The sequence below is a fragment of the Xanthobacter sp. SG618 genome, from assembly GCF_012932745.1.
In the GTDB taxonomy this organism is placed as follows: Bacteria; Pseudomonadota; Alphaproteobacteria; order Rhizobiales; family Xanthobacteraceae; genus Xanthobacter; species Xanthobacter flavus.
Genome location: NZ_JABBHL010000006.1, coordinates 197,439 through 217,314 on the forward strand (window position 1 = coordinate 197,439; position 19,876 = coordinate 217,314).

19 protein-coding genes are annotated in these 19,876 nt (G+C 68.7%); 7 read left to right on the top strand and 12 right to left on the bottom strand.

Annotated features, from left to right (window positions below; all coding sequences use genetic code 11):
* Positions 1–259: 259 nt before the first annotated feature.
* Positions 260–754, top strand: a complete 495-nt coding sequence (locus FHT36_RS17270) for a hypothetical protein (RefSeq protein WP_169123723.1) — start codon at positions 260–262, stop codon at positions 752–754.
* A gap of 64 nt (positions 755–818) precedes the next feature.
* On the opposite strand, the gene FHT36_RS17275 is transcribed toward FHT36_RS17270, so the two are convergent.
* Positions 819–1,778, bottom strand: a complete 960-nt coding sequence (locus tag FHT36_RS17275; protein WP_169123724.1) for a GTP-binding protein — start codon at positions 1,776–1,778, stop codon at positions 819–821.
* 10 nt (positions 1,779–1,788) lie between these two features.
* Entirely contained in the window at positions 1,789–2,313 is a 525-nt protein-coding gene (locus tag FHT36_RS17280) for a CinA family protein (RefSeq protein ID WP_169123725.1), read from the bottom strand.
* A 198-nt stretch (positions 2,314–2,511) separates the two neighbouring features.
* Here FHT36_RS17280 and FHT36_RS17285 point away from each other — a divergent pair, with 198 nt between their 5' ends.
* Entirely contained in the window at positions 2,512–3,993 is a 1,482-nt protein-coding gene (locus tag FHT36_RS17285) for a PLP-dependent aminotransferase family protein (RefSeq protein WP_169123726.1), read from the top strand.
* A gap of 168 nt (positions 3,994–4,161) precedes the next feature.
* A complete protein-coding gene (locus FHT36_RS17290; RefSeq protein ID WP_169123727.1) occupies positions 4,162–5,694 on the top strand; it encodes an acyl-CoA synthetase in 1,533 nt (510 codons plus the stop codon).
* 154 nt (positions 5,695–5,848) lie between these two features.
* Here the strand turns inward: FHT36_RS17290 and FHT36_RS17295 are convergent, their stop codons facing one another.
* Positions 5,849–7,489: a GMC family oxidoreductase gene (locus FHT36_RS17295; RefSeq protein WP_169123728.1), complete on the bottom strand. Its 1,641-nt coding sequence runs from the start codon at positions 7,487–7,489 to the stop codon at positions 5,849–5,851.
* A 130-nt stretch (positions 7,490–7,619) separates the two neighbouring features.
* On the opposite strand from FHT36_RS17295, the gene FHT36_RS17300 reads away from it, so the two are divergent.
* On the top strand, positions 7,620–8,513 hold the full coding sequence (locus FHT36_RS17300; RefSeq protein ID WP_169123729.1) for a LysR family transcriptional regulator: 894 nt from the start codon (positions 7,620–7,622) through the stop codon (positions 8,511–8,513).
* Here FHT36_RS17300 and FHT36_RS17305 read toward each other — a convergent pair.
* On the bottom strand, positions 8,500–9,402 hold the full coding sequence (locus FHT36_RS17305) for a LysR family transcriptional regulator (RefSeq protein ID WP_169123730.1): 903 nt from the start codon (positions 9,400–9,402) through the stop codon (positions 8,500–8,502). The genes FHT36_RS17300 and FHT36_RS17305 overlap by 14 nt on opposite strands.
* Before the next feature lie 96 nt (positions 9,403–9,498).
* Here FHT36_RS17305 and FHT36_RS17310 point away from each other — a divergent pair, with 96 nt between their 5' ends.
* Entirely contained in the window at positions 9,499–10,998 is a 1,500-nt protein-coding gene (locus FHT36_RS17310; RefSeq protein WP_169123731.1) for a CoA-acylating methylmalonate-semialdehyde dehydrogenase, read from the top strand.
* A gap of 36 nt (positions 10,999–11,034) precedes the next feature.
* Here FHT36_RS17310 and zigA read toward each other — a convergent pair whose 3' ends face one another.
* Positions 11,035–12,273: a zinc metallochaperone GTPase ZigA gene (gene zigA / locus FHT36_RS17315; RefSeq protein ID WP_169123732.1), complete on the bottom strand. Its 1,239-nt coding sequence runs from the start codon at positions 12,271–12,273 to the stop codon at positions 11,035–11,037.
* A 182-nt stretch (positions 12,274–12,455) separates the two neighbouring features.
* On the opposite strand from zigA, the gene FHT36_RS17320 reads away from it, so the two are divergent.
* Together FHT36_RS17320 and FHT36_RS17325 are read left to right on the top strand one after the other, a co-directional pair.
* Positions 12,456–12,815 carry a hypothetical protein gene (locus FHT36_RS17320; protein WP_169123733.1) on the top strand — a complete coding sequence of 120 codons (360 nt, stop codon included), beginning with the start codon at positions 12,456–12,458 and terminating at the stop codon, positions 12,813–12,815.
* 101 nt (positions 12,816–12,916) lie between these two features.
* Complete coding sequence (locus FHT36_RS17325; RefSeq protein WP_169123734.1) at positions 12,917–13,462, top strand: copper chaperone PCu(A)C; 546 nt, start codon at positions 12,917–12,919, stop codon at positions 13,460–13,462.
* A 15-nt stretch (positions 13,463–13,477) separates the two neighbouring features.
* Here the strand turns inward: FHT36_RS17325 and FHT36_RS17330 are convergent, their stop codons facing one another.
* The 7 genes from FHT36_RS17330 to FHT36_RS17360 all read right to left on the bottom strand — a co-directional run bounded on the left by FHT36_RS17330 (position 13,478) and on the right by FHT36_RS17360 (position 19,688).
* The gene (locus FHT36_RS17330; RefSeq protein ID WP_169123735.1) at positions 13,478–13,879 is read right to left on the bottom strand and encodes a VanZ family protein; all 402 of its coding nucleotides are present in this window, start codon (positions 13,877–13,879) and stop codon (positions 13,478–13,480) included.
* A gap of 71 nt (positions 13,880–13,950) precedes the next feature.
* Positions 13,951–15,249 (bottom strand): LLM class flavin-dependent oxidoreductase, encoded by a 1,299-nt coding sequence (locus tag FHT36_RS17335; protein ID WP_169123736.1) that lies wholly within the window; start codon positions 15,247–15,249, stop codon positions 13,951–13,953.
* A gap of 5 nt (positions 15,250–15,254) precedes the next feature.
* Positions 15,255–16,007 carry an ABC transporter permease gene (locus FHT36_RS17340; protein WP_169123737.1) on the bottom strand — a complete coding sequence of 251 codons (753 nt, stop codon included), beginning with the start codon at positions 16,005–16,007 and terminating at the stop codon, positions 15,255–15,257.
* Positions 16,004–16,810, bottom strand: coding sequence for an ABC transporter permease (locus tag FHT36_RS17345; RefSeq protein ID WP_229643366.1), 807 nt, complete (start codon positions 16,808–16,810; stop codon positions 16,004–16,006). Before FHT36_RS17345 ends, FHT36_RS17340 begins: the two co-directional genes overlap by 4 nt.
* Positions 16,807–17,829: an ABC transporter substrate-binding protein gene (locus FHT36_RS17350; protein WP_169123738.1), complete on the bottom strand. Its 1,023-nt coding sequence runs from the start codon at positions 17,827–17,829 to the stop codon at positions 16,807–16,809. Before FHT36_RS17350 ends, FHT36_RS17345 begins: the two co-directional genes overlap by 4 nt.
* 219 nt (positions 17,830–18,048) lie before the next feature.
* Entirely contained in the window at positions 18,049–18,837 is a 789-nt protein-coding gene (locus FHT36_RS17355) for a class II aldolase/adducin family protein (RefSeq protein ID WP_169123739.1), read from the bottom strand.
* Positions 18,837–19,688: an ABC transporter ATP-binding protein gene (locus FHT36_RS17360; protein WP_229643369.1), complete on the bottom strand. Its 852-nt coding sequence runs from the start codon at positions 19,686–19,688 to the stop codon at positions 18,837–18,839. Before FHT36_RS17360 ends, FHT36_RS17355 begins: the two co-directional genes overlap by 1 nt.
* Positions 19,689–19,876: the final 188 nt, after the last annotated feature.

Below are 19,876 nucleotides of genomic sequence, written 5' to 3' on the forward strand. Positions count from 1 at the left end.
GAACGCTAGGGGCGGGGAGGGACACGCGGTAGCGCCGGCTTGTTGCAGGCTTATGGAGCCAGTCCGGCCCATGGGGCCAGTTGCGGGCGGGGCGAGGGTGCGCGGGCGCCTTGCGCGCAATTCGGCCACGCTTCGTTCAACTTGCATTCAGCCGGCGTTTCATAAACATGGCCCTGCTGGAGCTTGACCATGGTTCGGGCTCGGCAAGATCCAGTGCCATCAGGCCGTCCCGCCACCTTTCACCTTATGAAGGCCGCACATGAAGACGGGTATTCTCGCCGCGCTCGCCGTCGCCGCCACGCTCGCCACCACCTCGGGGGCGCAGGCTCAGGTCAAGCCCTATGGAGCGGGCTTCGATGGCTGGAATTTCACCGCCACCACGGAGAAATCCGGCATCGTCAATTGCCGCGCCACGCGCAAGGTCGGCAACCGTGACGACATCATTGCCCGGCGCACCGATGGCCACGTCTACATGAGCGTCAAGGCCGAGGGCCGCAAGGGCGACTTCAAGGGCACCATCGTCAACGTCCCCGGCAAGCCGCGCGGCATGCTGGAGTGGACGGTGCCGGGCGGTGCAGATGGCACGCGCATGTGGTTCACCATGCCCTTCGTGGCCATCGACCATATCGTCGCCGCCGGCGCCTACCAGTTCTCGCTGCCGGATTCCGAGGATGTCGGGACGGTCAACCTCGGCAAGCGCGCCAAGGAAGCGTGGGCCCGCGTCAACCAGTGCGTCCAGGCCAACGGCGGGTAATTGGTGCCACCGGCCTCGGTCTTCGATCGAGGGCCGAGCGGGCCAGTCCCGGGTGTCTAGGGTATCACTCGGGGCGCGCCATGCCGGCGAGCAGGGTCAGCGCGTCGGCGAGGTCCTGCTCCTCGATGCCGCGGGCGATGAGCACCATGCGGTTCTCGTCCCCCGCCGCGTTGGCGAGGAGGCCGGGGGAATAGACCAGCCCCTGCACCCCGTGCAGCACCACCGGCTGCGGCACTTCCACGAGATGCAGGATGCCCTTGAGCCGCAGCAAGGCGGCGCCGAACAGGTCGCTCACCCGGTCGAGCCAGGCGTCCACCTGGTCCTGGGTGAGGCGGCCGGGAAAGGCGAGGGAGGCGGTGGTCACCGCATGGCCGACGCCAGTGGCCGAGAAACGTCGGGCCAGAGGGCGCGGCGTCTCGCGCGGGTCGATCCACAGCAGCGTGCCGTCGCGCGCCGACGCCGGCAGCACATGGCATTCCGCCAGCGGATTGAGCATCGCCACCTCGCGCTCGGCGGCGGCGAGCTGGTCCGCGGTGGCGAGGTCCGCCTTGCTGATGAGGATGCGGTCGGCGAGGGCCACCTGCGTCATCCCCTCGGGATGATGGGCGAGGGTTGAGGCGAAGTTCGCGGCATCCACCACCGTGGTCACGCCGGCGATGGAGAAATGCCGGTTGAACAGCGGATCGGCGATCAGCGCATGGAGCACCGGCGCGGGATCGGCGAGGCCGCTCGTTTCCACCACCACCCGGCGGAAGGCGAAGTCGTCCATGGCACGGCGACGCAACAGGCCGTTGAGCGTGGCGTTCAGCGAGCCCTTCATGCGGCAGCAGATGCAGCCGCCTTCGAGCAGCATCACCTCGTCGCTGCCGGTCTCGATGAGCGCATGGTCGATGCCGGCGTCGCCCGCCTCGTTGATGATGACGGCGGTGTCGCGGAAGGCCGGGCGCTTCAGGAGATCGTTGAGCAGGGTCGTCTTGCCGGCACCGAGAAAGCCGGTGACGAGGACGACCGGAATGTCGCTCATGCGCGGCGCGTCAGGCGAGCTGGGACTTGAGCAGAGCGAGGGCCGCCTGCACGGCGCACAGGCGTACATTGTCCCGGCTGCCGGGGAAGACGTGGCGTTCTTCCGCGAGCCCGCCGTCCCGGGTGGCCACCGCGATGAAGATGGTGCCCACGGGATTGATTTCATTGCCGCCGCCGGGCCCGGCATAGCCGGTGATGGCGACGGTGGCGCCCGCCTCGGAATGGCCGAGCAGGCCCTGGGCGAGCCCGCGCGTGACCTCCGCGCTCACCGCGCCATGGGCGGCGGAGACGGCGGCCGGCACATCGAGGCCGGTGGCCTTGGCCGAGGAATGGTAAAGCACATAGCCCCGCTCGAAGATCTCCGAGGCGCCGGACACCGAGGTGAGGCAGGCGGCGACAAGGCCGGACGTCACCGTCTCGGCGGCGGCAAGCCGGATGTTCCGCGCCCGCGCGGCCGCCAGCACATCTGCGGCAAGTGTGAGGAGGGGCGCGGGAAACAGGGTTTCGTCCGCCTGGAGCAAAGCGGTGTCGGGCATAAGTGTCGCCTCAGATGCGGGCGCGGCCGCCAATTCAGCAAAGCACGCGCGTCGACGGTGAAAATGGTTGTCGCCCACCGGTCAAGTCAAGCTAGCGGCAGGGGTGGCCCCAAAACGCCGACAGCGACTGGCCCTCTCGCAACTGGCCCCAACAGGTGCCAACATGGAGCGTTGCCCGGACCAAAGAGATGCGACCCCGTGCTGATCTCCCTCGACCGCGCCTCCACTCTGAGCCTTCAGGAACAGCTCTTCGAGCAGATCCGCCAGCAGATCCTGGACGGGCGGCTGAAGGCCGAGGCGGCGGTGCCGTCCTCCCGCCATCTCGCCCAGCAGCTCGGCGTCTCCCGCAATTCGGTGACGTTCGCCTATGAGCGGCTGATCAACGAGGGCTATCTCGTTACCCGCCCCATGGTCGGGACCTATGTGGCCGCGGTGGTTCCCGAAACCGCCATGAGCGCGTCGGTGAGCGCGTCCGCTTCGGCTGTGTCGGTGCGCGCGGAAGCGCCGGCCCCGGCGGAGCGGCGCTCGCCGGAGAAGCTGGCGCCCGCCGCCTTCACCGGCCGGCCCCATTCCATCCTCAACACCAGCCGCATCCCCATCGATTTCTGGCCCCAGCGCACCGATCCGCGCGCCTTCCCGCTGAAGACGTGGCGGCGCCTCGTGCTGCACGCGCTCGCCGTGGCCGGGCACAACCTGACCGAATATGGCGATCCCTGCGGCCTCATGGCCCTGCGCACCGCCATTGCCGACCATGTGGCGGTGATGCGCGACATCCATGTGCGCCCGGAGCAGGTGGTGATCGTCGCCGGCGCCCAGCTCGCCCTCAACCTCGCGCTGCGGGTGCTGGCGCGGGAGGGCGACGCGGTGGTGGTGGAAAATCCCTGCAGCCAGGGTGCCGCCTATCTGTTCGAGAGCGTCAACATGCACCTCCACCCGCTGCCGGTGGACGAGCACGGCATCGACACGTCGCGCCTCGGCGGGGTGGCAGCGCAGCTGGCTTATGTCATGCCCTCCCACCAATACCCCATGGGGGGCGTGCTTTCGCTGGAGCGGCGCCAGCAATTGCTCGCCTGGGCGGACCGCACTGGCGCCTATCTGATCGAGGACGATTACGACAGCGAGTTCCACTATGGCGGCATGCTGCTGCCGGCGCTCAAGGCCATGAGCCCGGAGAACGTGATCTATCTCGGCACCTTCTCCAAATCGCTGGGCGCGGGGCTGCGCACGGGCTTCGCCATCTTCCCCGATCACCTCGCCCCGGCGGCGGGGGCGGCGAAGGCCCTGCTCGACAACGGGCATGTGTGGCTGGAGCAGGCGGCGCTGGCTGAATTCCTCCACACCGGCGGCTTCGTACGCCACCTGCGGCGGGTGCGGCTGCGCTACCAGCAGCGGCGCAATGTGCTGGTGTCTGCGCTTCGCGATGCGTTCGGGCGGGTCGATCTGCGCGGCACGGAGGCGGGCACCCACCTCGCCTGGAAGCTGCCGCCCGGCATGCCGCGCGCGCACCAGATGGCGGCACTGGCCAAGAGCCGCAATGTCGGCCTGTACACCATCCAGAACGGCGGCGGGCACGAATACGGCACCGCCGACGTGAGCAACGACTGGCTGCTGCTCGGCTATGCCTCTCTCGCCGAGGAGCAGATCGAGGCCGGCATCCACCGCCTGCGCGGCGCGCTGTAGATGCGCCTGCGGGCGGCACCTCAACGGCCTGATCCCAATGGGATTTTTGCGTCAGTGAGGGTGTCGTGCGGCAGGCGTCCTCGGCGCTGTTCCGGCATGGTGGTGATACCAACGTGAAGCTTTGCAATCGCGCTGGCGTGGGCGGGGCGCGCCAGCCATGATCGCACCATGACCGAGACCGTGAATCAGGCTGCCCCGCATCCCTTCAACCTCGCCCGTTTCTGCCTCACCGGGGCCGGCGCGGCGGCGGACAAGCCCGCCTTGCTGGTGGCGGAGGGGCCGAAGGGCCGCATCATCGAGCGGTGGAGCTACGGTGAATTGCGGGAGGCCGTGCTGCGCGTGGCCGGCGGCTTTGCCGGATACGGCCTGCCGCGCGGGTCGCGGGTACTGCTTCGAGTGGGTAACACCTCGCAATTCCCGCTGATGTTCTTCGGCGCCATCGCCGCCGGGCTCGCGCCCATTCCCACCTCGACCATGCTCACGGCGCACGAGGTGGAGATGATCCTCGATGATTCCGGCGCGGCCCTGGCGGTGGGCGACGGTTCGGGCGTGATGCCGGCGCCGCGTGCGGGCGTTGGCGTCATCGATGCGGCCGGCATGGATCGGCTGGGGGCGGCATCGGCCATGGATTTCGCCGATACGGGGGCGGACGACCTCGCCTTCCTTGTCTTCACCTCCGGCACAAGCGGGCGGCCCAAGGGCGTCGCCCATGCCCAGCGTGTGGGGCTCGGGCGCATTCCCATGCGCGCCGGCTGGCATGACCTGAAGGGCGACGACCTGCTGTTCCACGCCGGCGCGTTCAACTGGACCTATACGCTAGGCGTCGGCCTCATGGACCCGTGGGCGGTGGGGGCGACCAGCATCGTCCATCTCGGCGATCGCCCGCCGGGTGCGTGGCCCGATCTGTTGGAGGAGACTGGCGCAACCCAGTTCGCCGCCGTCCCCGGCCTCTATCGGCGCATCCTGAAATATGCCGACATCACGCCCGGCCGCTTCCCCGCTTTGCGCCATGGCCTCACCGCCGGAGAGGCATTGAAGGCGGCGCTGCACGGAGAGTGGGTGGCGGCGACGGGGCGTCCGCTCTACGAGGCGCTGGGGATGAGCGAGATTTCCACCTATGTCTCCTCCGGCCTCGCGGTGCCCACCCGGCCGGGCAGTCCCGGCAAGCCGCAGGCGGGGCGGCGCGTGGTCGTGCTGCCGCCCGAAGGCGAGGCGCCGGACGCGCAGCGGCCCATGCCGGCGGGCGACACGGGCGTTCTCGCGGTGCATCGCTCCGATCCGGGCCTGATGCTCGGCTATTGGGGACTGCCGGACGAGACGGCGGCGGCGATGCGCGGCGAGTGGTTCCTCACCGGCGATCTCGCCCGCTTCGATGCGGACGGCTACCTCTGGTACGAGGGCCGCGCCGACGACCAGATGAACGCCTTCGGCTATCGCGTTGCGCCGGAAGAGGTGGAGCGGGTGCTCGCTGCCCATCCGGACGTGGCCGAGGTGGCGGTGGCGGAGGCGCAATCGGGAGACGTCTCCCTCGTCACCGCCTTCGTGGTGCTGCAGGCGGGGGTCGAGGCCGATGCGGCGGCGCTCGAAGCCTATGCCGCAGAGCACCTCGCCGAATACAAGCGCCCTCGCTCTTACGTTTTCATCGAGGAACTGCCCCGCACCGGCTCCGGCAAGGTGATGCGCCGCGCGCTCAGGGGGTAGGGACACGACCTTACCGTGAGAGCCGTCATCCCCCGGCTTGTCCGGGGGATCCACCCCGCGGCCTGTCGGCTACATGCAATCAGGGCACCCGTTGAGACCATCCGTGGATCGCCCGCACGCGGCGGGCGATGACGGCTGTGAATGGAAAGGGCGCCTATGCCGCCGCCGAGGTCGCGCCCGCTTGCGCATCCTCCAGCGCCAGCCGCGCGCCCTTCTCCGCGATCATCGCGGTGGGCGTATTGGTGTTGCCCGAGGTGATGGTGGGCATGATGGAGGCGTCGATTACGCGCAGGCCCCCGAGCCCGATGAAGCGCAGGCGCTCGTCCACCACCGCCATGGGGTCGTCCACGCGCCCCATCTTTGCCGTGCCCACGGGATGGAAGATGGTGGTGCCGATATCGCCCGCCGCCTTGGCGAGCGACGCATCGTCGTCGCCGACGGAGGGGCCGGGCAGATATTCCTCCGGCCGGTAGGGGGCCAAGGCCTGCTGGCGCATGAGCCGGCGAGTGACGCGGATGGCGTCCGCCGCCACCTGCCGGTCTTCCTCGGTGGTGAGGTAGTGCGGCGCGATCTGCGGCTTTGCCTCGGGATCGGCATTGGCGATGCGCACGACGCCGCGCGAGGTGGGGCGCAGGTTGCACGCCGCCACGGTGATGGCCGGGAAGCGGTGGAGCGGCTCGCCGAACTTGTCCAGCGACAGCGGTTGCACGTGGAACTGGATGTTCGCCCGCTCCTGATGCGGATCGGACCTGGTGAAGATGCCGAGCTGGGAGGGCGCCATGGTCAGCGGCCCACGCCGGCGCAGGGCATAGTCCACGCCCATCAGGGCCCGGCGGGGCAGGGAATAATAGGTCTCGTTCAGGGTGCGGATGCCGGAGACCTTGTAGATGGCCCGCTGCTGGAGATGATCCTGCAGATTGCGCCCCACCCCCTGCCGGTCCAGCACCGTCGCGACGCCGCGCTCGGTCAGCCAGTCGCCGGGGCCGATGCCCGAGCGCTGGAGGATCTGCACCGAGCCGATGGAGCCGGCGGTGAGGATGACCTCGCCGCGGGTGCGCGCCTCGATCCAGCGTCCGTTCTGGCGATAGCGCACGCCCACCGCGCGGCCGTTCTCGATGATGAGGCGGTCGGCCAGCACGTCCGTCTCCAGCCGCAAATTGGGGCGGCCGAGGGCGGGCTTCAGGAAGCCGCGCGCGGAGGACCAGCGGCGGCCGTACTTCTGGTTCACATGGAAGTATCCGACGCCCTCGTTGTCGCCGGTGTTGAAGTCCGGCACCTTGCGGATGCCGAGTTCGGTGGCGGCGTTGGCCACCGCGTTCAGCACGTCCCATTCGATGCGCGGCGGCTCGATGCGCCAGCCGCCGCCCGAGCCGTGAATATCGCTGGCGCCGAGGAAATGGTCCTCCAGCGACTTGAAGGCCGGCAGCACGTCCTCCCAACCCCAGCCGGAAAGGCCGAGCTGGCGCCAGTGGTCATAGTCCGCCGACTGGCCGCGCATGGAGATCATGGCATTGATGGCCGAGCAGCCGCCGATGACCTTGCCGCGGGGATAATTGAGGGACCGGCCGTTCAGCCCGGGCTCGGCATCGGTCTTGAACATCCAGTCGGCGCGGGGATTGCCGATGGCGAAGAGATAACCGACGGGGATGTGGAACCAGATCCAGTTGTCGCGCCCGCCGGCTTCCAGCAGCAGCACGCGGGTGCGCGGATCGGCTGAGAGGCGATTGGCGACGATGCAGCCAGCCGTGCCGGCGCCGACGACGATATAGTCGTAATCCCCTTCGAGCCGTTCCATCGGCGCCTCCCGCTTGTTTCTCTCCGCTGGTGATCCCAGCTTGGATTTCTGCACGCAAGAACGATAGTTTCCGATCCATCCTGCATTTTTGCAGGAATGGGCTCAATACCCGCAGGGACTTCACCGCATCATGGATTGGGACGACCTGCGCATCTTCCTCCAGCTTGTCCGCACCGGGCGCATGGCCGGCGCCGGGCGGGCGCTGGGGCTGGACGATACCACGGTGGGCCGGCGCGTCGCGCGGCTGGAGGCGGCGGTGGGGGCCCCCCTCGTCACCCGCGCCGGGCGGCGGACCCTCATCACCGAGGAGGGGCAGAAGCTGGCCCAGGCGGCGGAGGAGATGGAATCCCTCGTGCTGCGCAAGATCACCGGCCTCGGCGAGGGCGAGCGCCAGCCCACGGGGCGGGTGCGCGTGGGCGCGCCGGAGGGGCTCGGGGTGGGCTATCTCGCGGCGCGGCTCGCCGCGCTCTCGGCCGACAATCCGAAGCTGGAGACGGAGCTGGTCGCGCTGCCTCGGTCCTATTCGCTGGCGAGCCGGGAGGTGGACATCGCCATCACGTTGGACCGCCCCATCGCCGGGCAGGTGCGGGTGAGGAAACTCACCGACTACACGCTGCAACTCTATGGCACGCAGGCCTATCTCGACCGGCGCGGGCGGCCGGAAACGCCGGATGATCTCAAGGACCACGTGCTCGCCGGCTATATCCCCGAACTCCTCTTCACCCGCGCCCTCGACTTTTCGCAGCTGGGGCCGGGCGTGGAGCTGAAGCCGGTCATCCGCTCCACCAGTGTGATCGCGCAGGTCAATGCGGTGCTGTCGGGCGCCGCCATCGGCGTGCTGCCGGCCTTCCTCGCGGCGCCGCATACGGCCCTTCTGCCGCTGCTGGACGAACAGGTGCGCCTCACCCGCAGCTACTGGCTCTCCGTGCATGATGATCTCGCCCACCTCGCCCGTGTGCGGGCGGTGCTTGATGCCATCACCGCCGCTGTGCGGTCCGACAGGGCGCAGTTCATTCGGCGATGAAGCGGGCGCGTTCCTCGCGGAAGCGGCGGGCGAGGAAGGCGCGCACGGTGGCGATGCGGCGCACCTCCACCGTGTCGGGATGGGCGAGCAGGAAATAGCTGCGGCGGAAGGCGATGCGCGGCAGGATGCGCACCAGCGCGTCGCCATAATAAGCGGCGGCGAAATCGTGCAGCACGCCGATGCCGGCGCCGGAGCGCACCGCCTCCATCTGGCCGGTGACGCTGGCGCAGCGGAAGGGCTGGCCGCCATGCTTCTCCAGCACGCCGGAATAATCCAGCGCCGAGGCATAGGCGAGGTCTTCCACCCCCGTCACCACCCGCCGGCCGGCAAGGTCCGCCTCGCTCTCCGGTGCGCCAAAAGCGGCGATGTAGCTGGCTGCCGCATAGGCGCCGAGCGTGTAGTCGGTGAGGCGCGAGACGGTGAGGCGGCCTTCCGTGGGCCGGTCGAGCACGATGGCGAGGTCCGCCTCGCGCCGGGAGAGGGAGAAGGTGCGCGGCAGCGGCACCAGCTCCACCACCAGATGGGGATGGAGCAGCGCGAGCCGCCCCAGCTCGGCGGCGAGGAAATAATTGCCGAGCCCGTCCGGCGCGCCGATGCGCACGGTTCCGGAGACCTCGGCCTCTTCCTTGCGGAAGCGCTCGGCGATGCCCAGCATTTCCGCCTCCACCCGTTCCGCCGCCGGCAGTAGCCGCTCGCCCGCCTGGGTGAGGACGCAGCCGGTGGGGCGGCGGTCGAACAGGGGGCTGCCCAGCGCCGCCTCCAGCGCATCGAGCCGGCGGGCGATGGTGGCGTGGTTCAGCGCCAGCTGCCGCGCGGCCGCCAGCAATTGCCCGCGCCGGGCGACGGCGAGGAAGACGCGCAGGTGGTCCCAGTCGAGGGGGAGGTCCATGGGCTACAATTTTTGCATAACAGCTGCTCAGACTATAGCATTGCTGCGCGTCGTTTGAAGCGCCATCACGGAGGCAATTCAAACGGGAGGCGCATCATGCCCACGCAGATTTCCCACTTCATCGGCGGCAAGCTCGTCGCCGGCACCAGCGGCCGTACGGCGCCGGTCTACAATCCCGCCACCGGCGCGCAGACCGGCGAAGTGCCGCTCGCGTCCGCCGCCGAAGTGCGCGCGGCGGTGGAGATCGCCAACAAGGCTGCGCCCGGCTGGGCCGCCACCACGCCGCTGCGCCGCGCGCGCATCCTCAACGCCTTCCTGCGCATCCTGGAAGAGCGTGTGGACCAGATCGCCGAGGTGGTGAGCGCCGAGCACGGCAAGGTGTTCTCCGACGCCAAGGGCGAAGTGCAGCGCGGCATGGAGGTGGTGGAGTTCGCCACTGCCGCCCCGCAACTGCTGAAGGGCGAGATCACCGAGGATGTGGGTACCCGCATCGACAGCCACGCGGTGCGCCAGCCCCTCGGCGTGGTCGCCGGCATCACGCCGTTCAACTTCCCGGCCATGGTGCCCATGTGGATGTTCCCGGTGGCGCTGGCCTGCGGCAACTGCTTCGTCCTGAAGCCCTCCGAGCGCGATCCCTCCGCCTCGCTGCTGCTCGCCCAGTGGCTGAAGGAAGCCGGACTGCCGGACGGCGTGTTCACCGTCATCCACGGCGACAAGACCGCCGTTGACGCTTTGCTCGACGATCCGGACATCCAGGCCGTCAGCTTCGTCGGCTCCACCCCCATCGCCCGCTACATCTACGAGACCGCCGCGCGCACCGGAAAGCGCTGCCAGGCGCTCGGCGGTGCCAAGAACCACATGATCGTCATGCCCGACGCGGACATGGACCAGGCCGTGGACGCCCTGATGGGCGCCGCCTACGGCTCGGCCGGCGAGCGTTGCATGGCCATCTCGGTGGCCGTGCCGGTGGGCGAGGCCACCGCCGAGGCGCTGATGGCCAAGCTGGAGCCGCGGGTGCGCGCGCTCAAGGTCGGCCCCGGCACGGACCCCGAGTCCGAGATGGGTCCGCTCGTCACCAGGCAGCACCTCGAGAAGGTGTCGGGCTATGTGGACCAGGGCGTCGCAGAAGGCGCCAAGCTGGTGGTGGACGGCCGCGGCCTCAAGCTGCAGGGCTATGAGGACGGCTACTATATCGGCGGCACCCTGTTCGACCACGTGACGCCGGACATGCGCATCTACAAGGAGGAGATCTTCGGACCCGTCCTCTCCGTGGTGCGCGCCGACAGCTACGACACCGCCGCCGACCTGATCAACAAGCACGAGTTCGGCAACGGCACGGCGATCTTCACCCGCGACGGCGATGCCGCCCGCGAGTTCGCGCACCGCATCAAGGTGGGCATGATCGGCATCAACGTGCCGATCCCGGTGCCCATGGCGTTCCACTCCTTCGGCGGCTGGAAGGCCTCGCTGTTCGGCGACCACCACATGCACGGGCCGGAGGGCGTGCGCTTCTACACGCGCCTCAAGACCATCACCACCCGTTGGCCCACCGGCATCCGCGCCGGCGCCGAGTTCGTGATGCCCACCATGAAGTGAGCCAAAGGGGAGGGACCTCAGGTCCCTCCCCGTCGTTCAGGCCGGCACCGCTTCCCAGTTGGGGAAGGGGTCCGGCAGGTTCTTGAAGGCGCTGGCGTCGAACCTCTTGGGGTCCGCCGGGCCGACGAGGCAGGCATCGAGGGCCGCGCGCATGGCGCCCTCGTCCAGCCCCATGCCGATGAACACCAGTTCCTGCCGCCGGTCGCCATAGCCCGGCACCCAGTGGGAACGCAGCCAGGAGCGCCAGTCCGGCTGGGTCGGCCAGTGCTCCTTCGGCACGCTCGCCCACCAGCGCCCGGCGGTGCCGGTCTGGCAGATGCTGCCGGCCAGGCTCATCTCGCCCACGCGCTTCGGCCGCGTCGCCAGCCAGAACAGCCCCTTCGCCCGCACCAGCCCCGGCCAGGTCTGCGCCAGGAAGGCCTGGAAGCGCTCGGGATGGAACGGGCGGCGGGCGCGATAGACGAAGCTCGACACGCCGTATTCCTGCGTCTCCGGCACATGGTCCTTGAAGCCGTTCAGCTCCTTGAACCAGACGGGATGCGTGCTCGCCTTCTCGAAATCGAAGCGCCCGGTACCCAGCACCTCGCAGAGCGGCACGCGGGACTGGTCCGTCTCGATGAGCCGCGCATCGGGATTGAGCGACTTCACCACCCCGCGCACGATCTTCAGCCGCTCTTCGTCGATGCTCGACACCTTGTTGAGGATGATGACATCGGCGAACTCGATCTGGTCGGTAAGGAGGTCCACCAGCGTGCGCCCGTCCTCGTCGCCCGCCACCTCGCCGCGGTCGCGCAGGAAATCGCGGGAGCCGAAATCCTTGAGCAGGTTCGCCGCGTCCACCACCGTCACCATGGTGTCGAGCCGCGCCACGTCGGAGAGCGACTGGCCGTCCTCGTCACGGAAGTCGAAGGTGGCGGCCACCGGCAGGGGCTCGGCGATGCCGGTGGATTCGATGAGCAGGTAGTCGAAGCGCCCGTCCTGCGCGAGACGCCGCACCTCGGTGAGGAGGTCGTCGCGGAGCGTGCAGCAGATGCAGCCGTTGGTCATCTCCACCAGCTTCTCCTCGGTGTGGGAGAGGTTGGCGCCGCCGGAGCGCACCAGCTCGGCGTCGATGTTCACCTCGCTCATGTCGTTGACGATGACGGCAACGCGCAGCCCCTCGCGGTTGGCGAGGATGTGGTTGAGGAGGGTCGTCTTGCCCGCGCCGAGGAAGCCGGAGAGCACGGTGGTGGGCAGGCGGGCGTCCGTACTGACGTCACGGCGGATTTGGGTCATGGGCAGGCTCCGGACACAGGCGCACGCATGATGCGCGCGAGAATTGATATAATGTATCAATAAAGCGATCCGGGCGTGCGTCAAGGCGCGCAGCAAGGTGCCGTAACGACGGTGCTTTTCGTCTGTTGAAGACGGTGGCAAGCTCGATTCGTGCGCGATTTGCGCCGCCTGAGGCCTCCATCATGGCAGCCCCGCGTCCCGCCGCGCGCGTGACGATTGCGATCCTGAGCGCCTATGTGCTGGTCCTTCAGCTGCTGCTGGCGGGGCTGGCGGGTGGGGCCGTTGCCGGCACGGGCGAGGGCACGCTCTGCGCGGTCTCGGCGGCGCATGCGGACAGCGGCGGGGTGTCCGGGCACGCGATTTCCGCCGACGATTGCTGCATCGGCGCCTGCCTTATCCTTGACGCGCTGGAAGGCCCGCCGCCACCCGTCCCGCACCGGCCTGAAGGTCAGGCCGCGCCGATCCGTGAGAGCGGCGATGGCGTCGCCGTCCGACTGGCACCGGGGCGACCGCTCCCTCCGGCCCGCGCGCCCCCGGCCTGATGCGACCTGCGCTCGAGGCTTCTTGGGCCGAGGCGTTCACCGCCTCGGCCGCCGACCAGACGCAAACGTCCGCCGAGGCGGATCGCATTTCCGGAGAAAACATGACCCAACGTCCGCACCCGCGGCGCAGCCGCCTTGCTGGCCGCTTCTATGGCGAGGAAATCCTTGCCGCGACGCTCTTCGCGCTCTGTCTGCTGCTCGTCTCGGCGCAGCAGCTTCTGGCCCATGAATACAAGGCCGGCGACCTGCTCATCGACCATCCCTGGGCGCGGGCGACCCCGCTCGGCTCGGACATGGGGGCCGGCTATGTCGCCATCCACAATTCCGGCACGACGCCCGACCGCCTGATCTCCGCCTTCGCGCCCTTCACCCGGCGCGTCGAACTGCAGGAGATGACCATGAAGGATGGCCTGATGCGCATGATGCCCATCAAGGGCGGGCTGGAGATCCCGGCCGGCGGCACACTCGTGCTCGAGCCGAGCAGCCATCACCTCGTCTTCGTCGATCTGAAGGAGCAGCTCAAGGAGGGCGAGATGATGGACGCCACGCTCACCTTCGAGAAGGCCGGCAAGGTCAAGATCCAGTACAAGATCGAGGCCATCGGCGCGACGGCCATCGACAAGATGCACCACCCGCTGGGGCAGTGAGCGGCGCGTCCGCTCTCAGCGGCGGGCGAGCCACGCCTGCATCAGAGGCAGCAGGATAAAGCGCGCGGCGACGGCGCCGAAGAACGCGCCGAGCGTGCTGGCGACCCAGTTCTCCACCAATGATGTCCGGCCGGGAATCCAGATCTGGCAGATCTCGAAGAAGGCGGACGCCGCCGAGAAGGCGAAGACGATCGTCGCTACGCGCCATCGTAGCAGCGCCAGCGCGACGAAGCCGGCGGTGCCGATATAGGCGGCGACGTGCTCCATGTTGCCGGAATAGCCGGTGTGCGGACGCTCGTTCCCCGGCAGCAGCGACAGCACGGTGATGACGAGGCAGCAGGTGGCGGCGAGCACCTTCAGCACCGGCCCTCCCGGCCGGAGCCAAGAGAGCAGCATGGGGGGAGGAACGGAGGACATGGGCGATCCCTGGGGCGCGGTGACGGACTTGTTTGGCCCATCACCGCGGCGAAGGAAAGGCCAGCTCCGGCTCAGAAATTGGGATTGGCCGGCCGCTCCAGCCCCAGCAGGTGCCGCAGAGTCGGCCCCTCATAGGCGGTGCGGAACAGGCCACGCTCCTGCAGGATCGGTATGACCAGATCGACGAAATCGTCGAACGCGTCGGGGAAATAGGGCGGCATCACGTTGAATCCATCAGCAGCCCCGCTCTCGAACCAGAGCTGGAGCGTGTCGGCCACCTCCTCCGCCGAGCCCACCAGCACCCAATGGCCGCGGGCGGCCGCGACCATGTTGTAGACGTCGCGCAGGGTGCCGCCCTCGCGCTTGGCCTTGGCCAGCATGACGCCGGTGAAGGACTTGTAGGTGTCCGCCTCGGGCAGGTCCGGGATGGGGCCGTCGAGGTCGTAGGCGCTCATGTCCGTGCCGAAGCGCTCGGACAGCATGCCCAGCGCGTTCTTCGCATCCACGAAACGCATCAGCTCGGCGAGCTTCTCGCGCGCCTCCTGCGCGGTGCGGCCGACGACCGGCATCACGCCCGGCAGCACGCAGACATCCTCGGGCTTGCGGCCGAGGGCGGGCAGGCGATCCTTGAGCGACTTGTAGCCGGCCTGCGCCTCCGCCATGTCCTGCACTACGGCGAACACGATGTCCGCGGTGCGCGCGGCGAGCTGCTGGCCCGGCTCCGAGCCGCCGGCCTGCGAGATGATGGGGTGGCCCTGCGGCGCGCGGGAGATGTTGAGCGGCCCCTTCACCTTGAAGAACTCGCCCTCATGGTCGAGCGCCTTCACCCTGGCGGGGTCGATATAGAGGCCCGTCTCCCGGTTGGCGACGATGGCGTCGTCCGCCCAGCAGTCCCACAGGCCCTTCACCACGTCGAGGAACTCGCCGGCGATCTCGTAGCGCTTGGAGTGGTCCGGATGCTGGGTGCCGAAATTCGCGGCGGCGGCCGGGGCGGCGGTGGTGACCGCGTTCCACACCGCGCGGCCACCGGAAATGTGGTCCAGCGAGGCGAAGGCGCGGGCGACCGTGTAGGGGTCGGAATAGGTGGTGGAGACCGTGCCGCCGAGGCCGATGTGCTTCGTCGCGCCGGCGACGGCGGAGAGCAGCGTCAGCGGTTCGAGGCGGGCGGTGTAGGAGGGATGCGCGGACGGATCGGCGTTGAGGTTGTCGCCCATGAAGATGAGGTCGAACAGCCCGCGCTCGGCGGTGGCCGCGATGCGGCGCACCGCCTCGATGTCCTCGAACGTGTCGACGGCGCCCGGCACGCGCCATCCGGCGATGTGGCTCCCCGTTCCCAGCAGGAACAGGCCGAAATGCATCTTGCGGGTCATGATCTCTACTTCCAGAACACCAGCCGCCGTTCGGCGAGGCCGACGAGGCCGAAGAAGGCGAGGCTTGCGGCCGAGGCGATGAAGATGGCCGACCACACCTTCACGAAATCCACCTGCAGCACCGCCTGGTAGATCACCCAGCCGAGGCCGTCATAGGCGCCCAGCATCTCGGTGACGATGGCGACGATGACCGCGCGCACGGTGGAGACGCGCAGGCCCGCCGCGATCAGCGGCAGCGCGGTGGGAAGGCGCAGGCGGAACAGGATGGCGAGCCGCCCCGCCCCGAACGAGCGCATCAGGTCCACGGAGCGGCGGTCCACCCGGTCGAGGCCGGCGAGGGCCGAGAGGAAGACGGTGAAGGAGACGGCAAGCGCCACCATCACCACCTTCGACGGCATGCCGATGCCGAACCACAGGAGGATCAGCGGCGACCACGCCACCACCGGCACCGAATTGATCGAGGTGGCCACCGGCACGATGGCGTTGCGCGTCATCGGGATGAGGGTGATGACCACCGCCAGCCCGATGCCGATGAGTGCGCCGATGACGTAGCCCGAGAGCGCCTCGGCGAAGGTGTAGGCCCCGGCGAGGAACAGGGTCGAGCGGTGGTCGAAGATGCTGCCGAGGATGGCGCTGACCGAGGGCAGCGTATAGGCCGGCAGATTGAAGCCGCGGGCGACGCCTTCCCAGGCGACGACCAGCAGGACCATGCCGAGTGCGCCGCGCTGGAGCGCGCGGGAGGATTTGGGCGCGCTCATTGTTCGGCCCCCCAGAAGACGAGGGCGCGCTCGGCCGCCGCCACCACGGCATAGAAGCCGGTGCCCAAGAGCGCGCACATGGCGATGGCGGCCCAGATGGCGACGACGTTCTCGTTGTACATGCCCTGAAGCAGCAGCACGCCGAGGCCCACCGTGTCGCCGAACCACTCGCCGACGATGGCGCCCACCAGCGACAGCGCCGAAGCGAGGCGCAGCGCCACGAAGATCTGCGGCAGCGCGGCGGGCAGTTGCAGCCGGGTGAGGAGCTGGAAGCGGCTGGCGCCGAAGGAGCGCATCAGCGCCTCCTGGCGCGGGTCCACGCTCTCAAGGCCAAGCAAGGCGTTCACCGTCACCGGGAAGAAGGTGAGGTAGAAGGAGATGGCGGCCTTCGCGATGAGCGTGTTGCCGAACCACAGCACCACCAGCGCGCCGAAGGCGATGACCGGGATGGTCTGCGAGACCACGAACACCGGGAAGATGAGTTCGCGCAGCACCCGCGCGCGGAAAAAGACGATGGCGATGCCCACGCCGAAGATCGCCCCCGAGGTGAAGCCCATCAGCGTCTCGGTGAGGGTGCGCAGGAAGCCCTGCACATAGGGCTCGGGCGTCGCGAGGATGGCGTTCAGCACCAAGGTCGGCCGCGGCACGTACCAGGGCTTCACGTTGAGGACGACGACGAGCCCTTCCACCGCCGCCAGCACGGCGAGGAGGATGGCGAGCCCGCGCACGGCGCGGAAGAGCGCCGTGAGCAGCGGGGAGGTCCCCGGCCGTGCGGCCGGGGACTGGAGGGTTGCCGCGCTCACGGACGGCGGTCCGCCACCGGGATGGCTTCGAGGAAGGAGCGGTTGAAGGTGGCGTCGAGGTCGACGGGCTTGGAGATGACCTTGGCGTCGAGGAAGAGCTGCTGGGTGATCTTCACCGCATCCATGTCGATCCAGAACAGGCCGTTCTGCTTCACCGTGCCGGCCGTCATCAGCTTGGCGGCCTCGGCGAGCTGGAACTCCTGGTGGGCGCGGTCCAGCGTGGGGGCGGCCTTCATGATGGTGTCCACCGCGCCCTTGGGATCGGAGAAGGCATCCTTCCAGCCCTTGATGGAGGCGCGCAGGAAGGCCTTCACCAGCTCCGGCTTCTCCTTGGCGGTGGTCTCCGAGACGATCAGCGTGTCACGCGGGAAGGTGATGCCGGAATCTTCCGCCACGAAGGTGCGGAGCTTCTCTTCGCCCATGCGGGTCTTGATCGTGTAGTACTCGTTGTAGCGCGTGGCGGTGATGACATCGACCTGCCCGTCCACGAACGGCGTCACGCTCACCTGCTGGGGCTGGATGTCCACCAGCGCGGGGTCGATGCCGTTCTTGGTCAGCATCGCCTTGAGCACGTGGTTCGCGCCGGTGAACCACGTGGTGACCTTCTTGCCCTTGAAGTCCTGGAGGGTCTTGATGGGGCCATCCGCGCGCGCCACGAAGACGAAGGGCGTCATCTGGTGGGAGATGCCGACGCACACCACCGGCAGGCCCTTGTCGCGGGCCGCGAACACGCTGTCGAGGCCACCCGAGAGGCCGAACGTGTCGGCGCCGGTGGCGACGAGGTTCTCCGCGAGGATGTTGGGGCCGCCCGGATTGATGGTGAGGTCGAGGCCCTCGGCCTTGTAGTAGCCCTTGGCCACGGCGACGTAGAAGCCGGCGAACTGGGCCTGCGGCAGCCACTTGAGGCGCAGCGTGGCGGGCACCGGATCAGCCGCGAGCGCGGGCAGCGCGCCGACGGCGGTGGACAGCAGCGCGGCGCCGGCCGCGAGGGTGGAAAGGAACGTACGGCGAGGGATCATGTCTTGTGTCTCCGCTGGAAGGTCGGGGGCGTTCTTGGTGTTTTTGTCTGGGAAAAGGACGTCATGCTCTTTAGCTTGGTCATCCTCCGCCTTGTGCGGGGGATCCACGGTGCGGCCGGGCTGGCATCAGGGCTTCCAGCGTCGGACACGCGACCGGGTGGATCCCCCGCACGAGGCGGGGGATGGCGCAGCAAGGGGGAAAGAGCCGCGCCATGCCGCTCAGCTCCGGTAGCTCGGGTCGGCGCGGTCGAGCTGGCGCATGAGGGCAGGCCATTCGCGCTCGCCGGGAACGAGGATGTCGCCCTGCATCTCCCAGAACTGGCGCGCGGCCTTCTCGCACACCTCGGGAGGCGGCATCACCAGCTTCACGCCGGAGGCGCAGGCGGCCTGCATGGCCAGCTGGATGCGCGCGGCGCGCTCGAAATAATAGAGGAGCATGAAGGCTTCGCCGGGCGTGCGGCCCACGGTGAGGATGCCGTGGTTGCGCATCAGCATCACCTTGTGCGCGCCGAGATCGGCGACGAGGCGGGCCTGCTCGTCCATGTCGATGGCGACGCCCTCGTAATCGTGGAACGCCTGCCGGTTGTAGAAGCGCATGGCGAACTGGGAGAGCGGCAGCAGCCCCTCGTCCTGACCCGAGACGGCGACGCTGGCATCCGAATGGGTATGCAGCACGCAGGCGGCGTCCGAGCCGGTCTTGTGGATCGCCGCATGGATGACGAAGGCGGCGAGATTGATCTCGTAGGGCGTGTTGTCGATCTTGCGCCCGTCGATGTCGATCTTCACCAGGCTGGATGCGGTGATCTCGTCGAAGAGGAGGCCATAGGGGTTGAGCAGGAACTGCTCCTCATGCCCCGGCACCCGCATGGAGATGTGGTTGTAGATGAGGTCGTCCATGCCGAGCTTCGCCACCATGCGGTAGCAGGCGGCGAGCGCGACGCGCGCCTCCCACTCGGAGGCGTCCATGGCGGCGGGCTTTTCGGCATGCGTGTTTTGGAGCGCGGCCATCACTTGCCCTCCGCGGTGAAGGACTTCATGGCTTCCTCCTCGATCGCCTCGAGCAGCGTGCGCTTGAGGCGGATGAATTCGGGGGAGATGACGATCTCGGCCGGGCGGGGGCGGGGCAGGTCCACCTTCTGCGTCAGCTTCACCTTGCCGGGGCGGGCGCTCATCACCAGCACGCGGTCGCCGAGGAAGAGGGCCTCGTCCACGTCGTGGGTGATGAACAGGATGGTGCGTTGGTGCTTCTGCCACACGTCCAGCAGCCAGCGCTGCATCATGGTGCGGGTGAGGGCGTCCAGCGCGCCGAACGGCTCGTCCAGCAGCATCAGATCGCGCTTGAACAGGAAGGTGCGCATCAGCGCCACGCGCTGGCGCATGCCGCCGGAGAGCTGGTGCGGATACTGCTGGCCGAAGCCGGCGAGGCCGAACTCGGGCAGCATCTTCTCGGCGAGGGCGCGGGCCTGCTTGCGGGGCGTGCCCTCCACCTCCAGCGCCAGGATGGCGTTGTCGATCACCGTGCGCCACGGCAGCAGCAGGTCGCGCTGGGGCATGAAGGAGACGCGGCCGAGCAGGTCGGCGGCGATCACGCTCTTGCCCTCGAAGCGCATGGCGCAGCCGGGGTCCGGCTCCTCGAGGCCGGCGACGATGTTGAAGAGCGTGCTCTTCCCGCAGCCGGAGGGGCCGACCACGGTGACGAACTCGCCCTTCTCGATGGTCGCCGTGAATCCGTCGAGGGCGCGGGTGGCCCCGAACGTCTTGGTGATCCCGGAGAGGGAGAGGATCTGCGCGGCGTCGGAGGCGCCCGCCGCGTCGGCGGCGAGGACAGCCTCGCCGGGCCTGTGTGTGGAAGCCGGCAAACCTGCCTCTTTCTTCTTTGTATAATGAGCGCCCATCGGCGCATGCGAAAGGACGGTGGTCATGCCTTCCCTGCTAGCAATCGACATGCCACACTTCTTGCAAGGACACTCTATGGACGGCGCGGCGGACGTCAACCAGTGAAGGTAACGGAACGTCGCGCCTTCCGGAGCCCTCAGAATGGATGCCG

Bases quoted from the DNA above. Each gene is read 5' to 3' on its own strand.
- FHT36_RS17270 (WP_169123723.1), top strand. From the start codon at position 260: ATGAAGACGGGTATTCTCGCCGCGCTCGCCGTCGCCGCCACGCTCGCC.
- FHT36_RS17275 (WP_169123724.1), bottom strand. From the start codon at position 1,778: ATGAGCGACATTCCGGTCGTCCTCGTCACCGGCTTTCTCGGTGCCGGC.
- FHT36_RS17280 (WP_169123725.1), bottom strand. From the start codon at position 2,313: ATGCCCGACACCGCTTTGCTCCAGGCGGACGAAACCCTGTTTCCCGCG.
- FHT36_RS17290 (WP_169123727.1), top strand. From the start codon at position 4,162: ATGACCGAGACCGTGAATCAGGCTGCCCCGCATCCCTTCAACCTCGCC.
- FHT36_RS17295 (WP_169123728.1), bottom strand. From the start codon at position 7,489: ATGGAACGGCTCGAAGGGGATTACGACTATATCGTCGTCGGCGCCGGC.
- FHT36_RS17300 (WP_169123729.1), top strand. From the start codon at position 7,620: ATGGATTGGGACGACCTGCGCATCTTCCTCCAGCTTGTCCGCACCGGG.
- FHT36_RS17305 (WP_169123730.1), bottom strand. From the start codon at position 9,402: ATGGACCTCCCCCTCGACTGGGACCACCTGCGCGTCTTCCTCGCCGTC.
- FHT36_RS17310 (WP_169123731.1), top strand. From the start codon at position 9,499: ATGCCCACGCAGATTTCCCACTTCATCGGCGGCAAGCTCGTCGCCGGC.
- zigA (WP_169123732.1), bottom strand. From the start codon at position 12,273: ATGACCCAAATCCGCCGTGACGTCAGTACGGACGCCCGCCTGCCCACC.
- FHT36_RS17320 (WP_169123733.1), top strand. From the start codon at position 12,456: ATGGCAGCCCCGCGTCCCGCCGCGCGCGTGACGATTGCGATCCTGAGC.
- FHT36_RS17325 (WP_169123734.1), top strand. From the start codon at position 12,917: ATGACCCAACGTCCGCACCCGCGGCGCAGCCGCCTTGCTGGCCGCTTC.
- FHT36_RS17330 (WP_169123735.1), bottom strand. From the start codon at position 13,879: ATGTCCTCCGTTCCTCCCCCCATGCTGCTCTCTTGGCTCCGGCCGGGA.
- FHT36_RS17335 (WP_169123736.1), bottom strand. From the start codon at position 15,249: ATGACCCGCAAGATGCATTTCGGCCTGTTCCTGCTGGGAACGGGGAGC.
- FHT36_RS17340 (WP_169123737.1), bottom strand. From the start codon at position 16,007: ATGAGCGCGCCCAAATCCTCCCGCGCGCTCCAGCGCGGCGCACTCGGC.
- FHT36_RS17350 (WP_169123738.1), bottom strand. From the start codon at position 17,829: ATGATCCCTCGCCGTACGTTCCTTTCCACCCTCGCGGCCGGCGCCGCG.
- FHT36_RS17355 (WP_169123739.1), bottom strand. From the start codon at position 18,837: ATGGCCGCGCTCCAAAACACGCATGCCGAAAAGCCCGCCGCCATGGAC.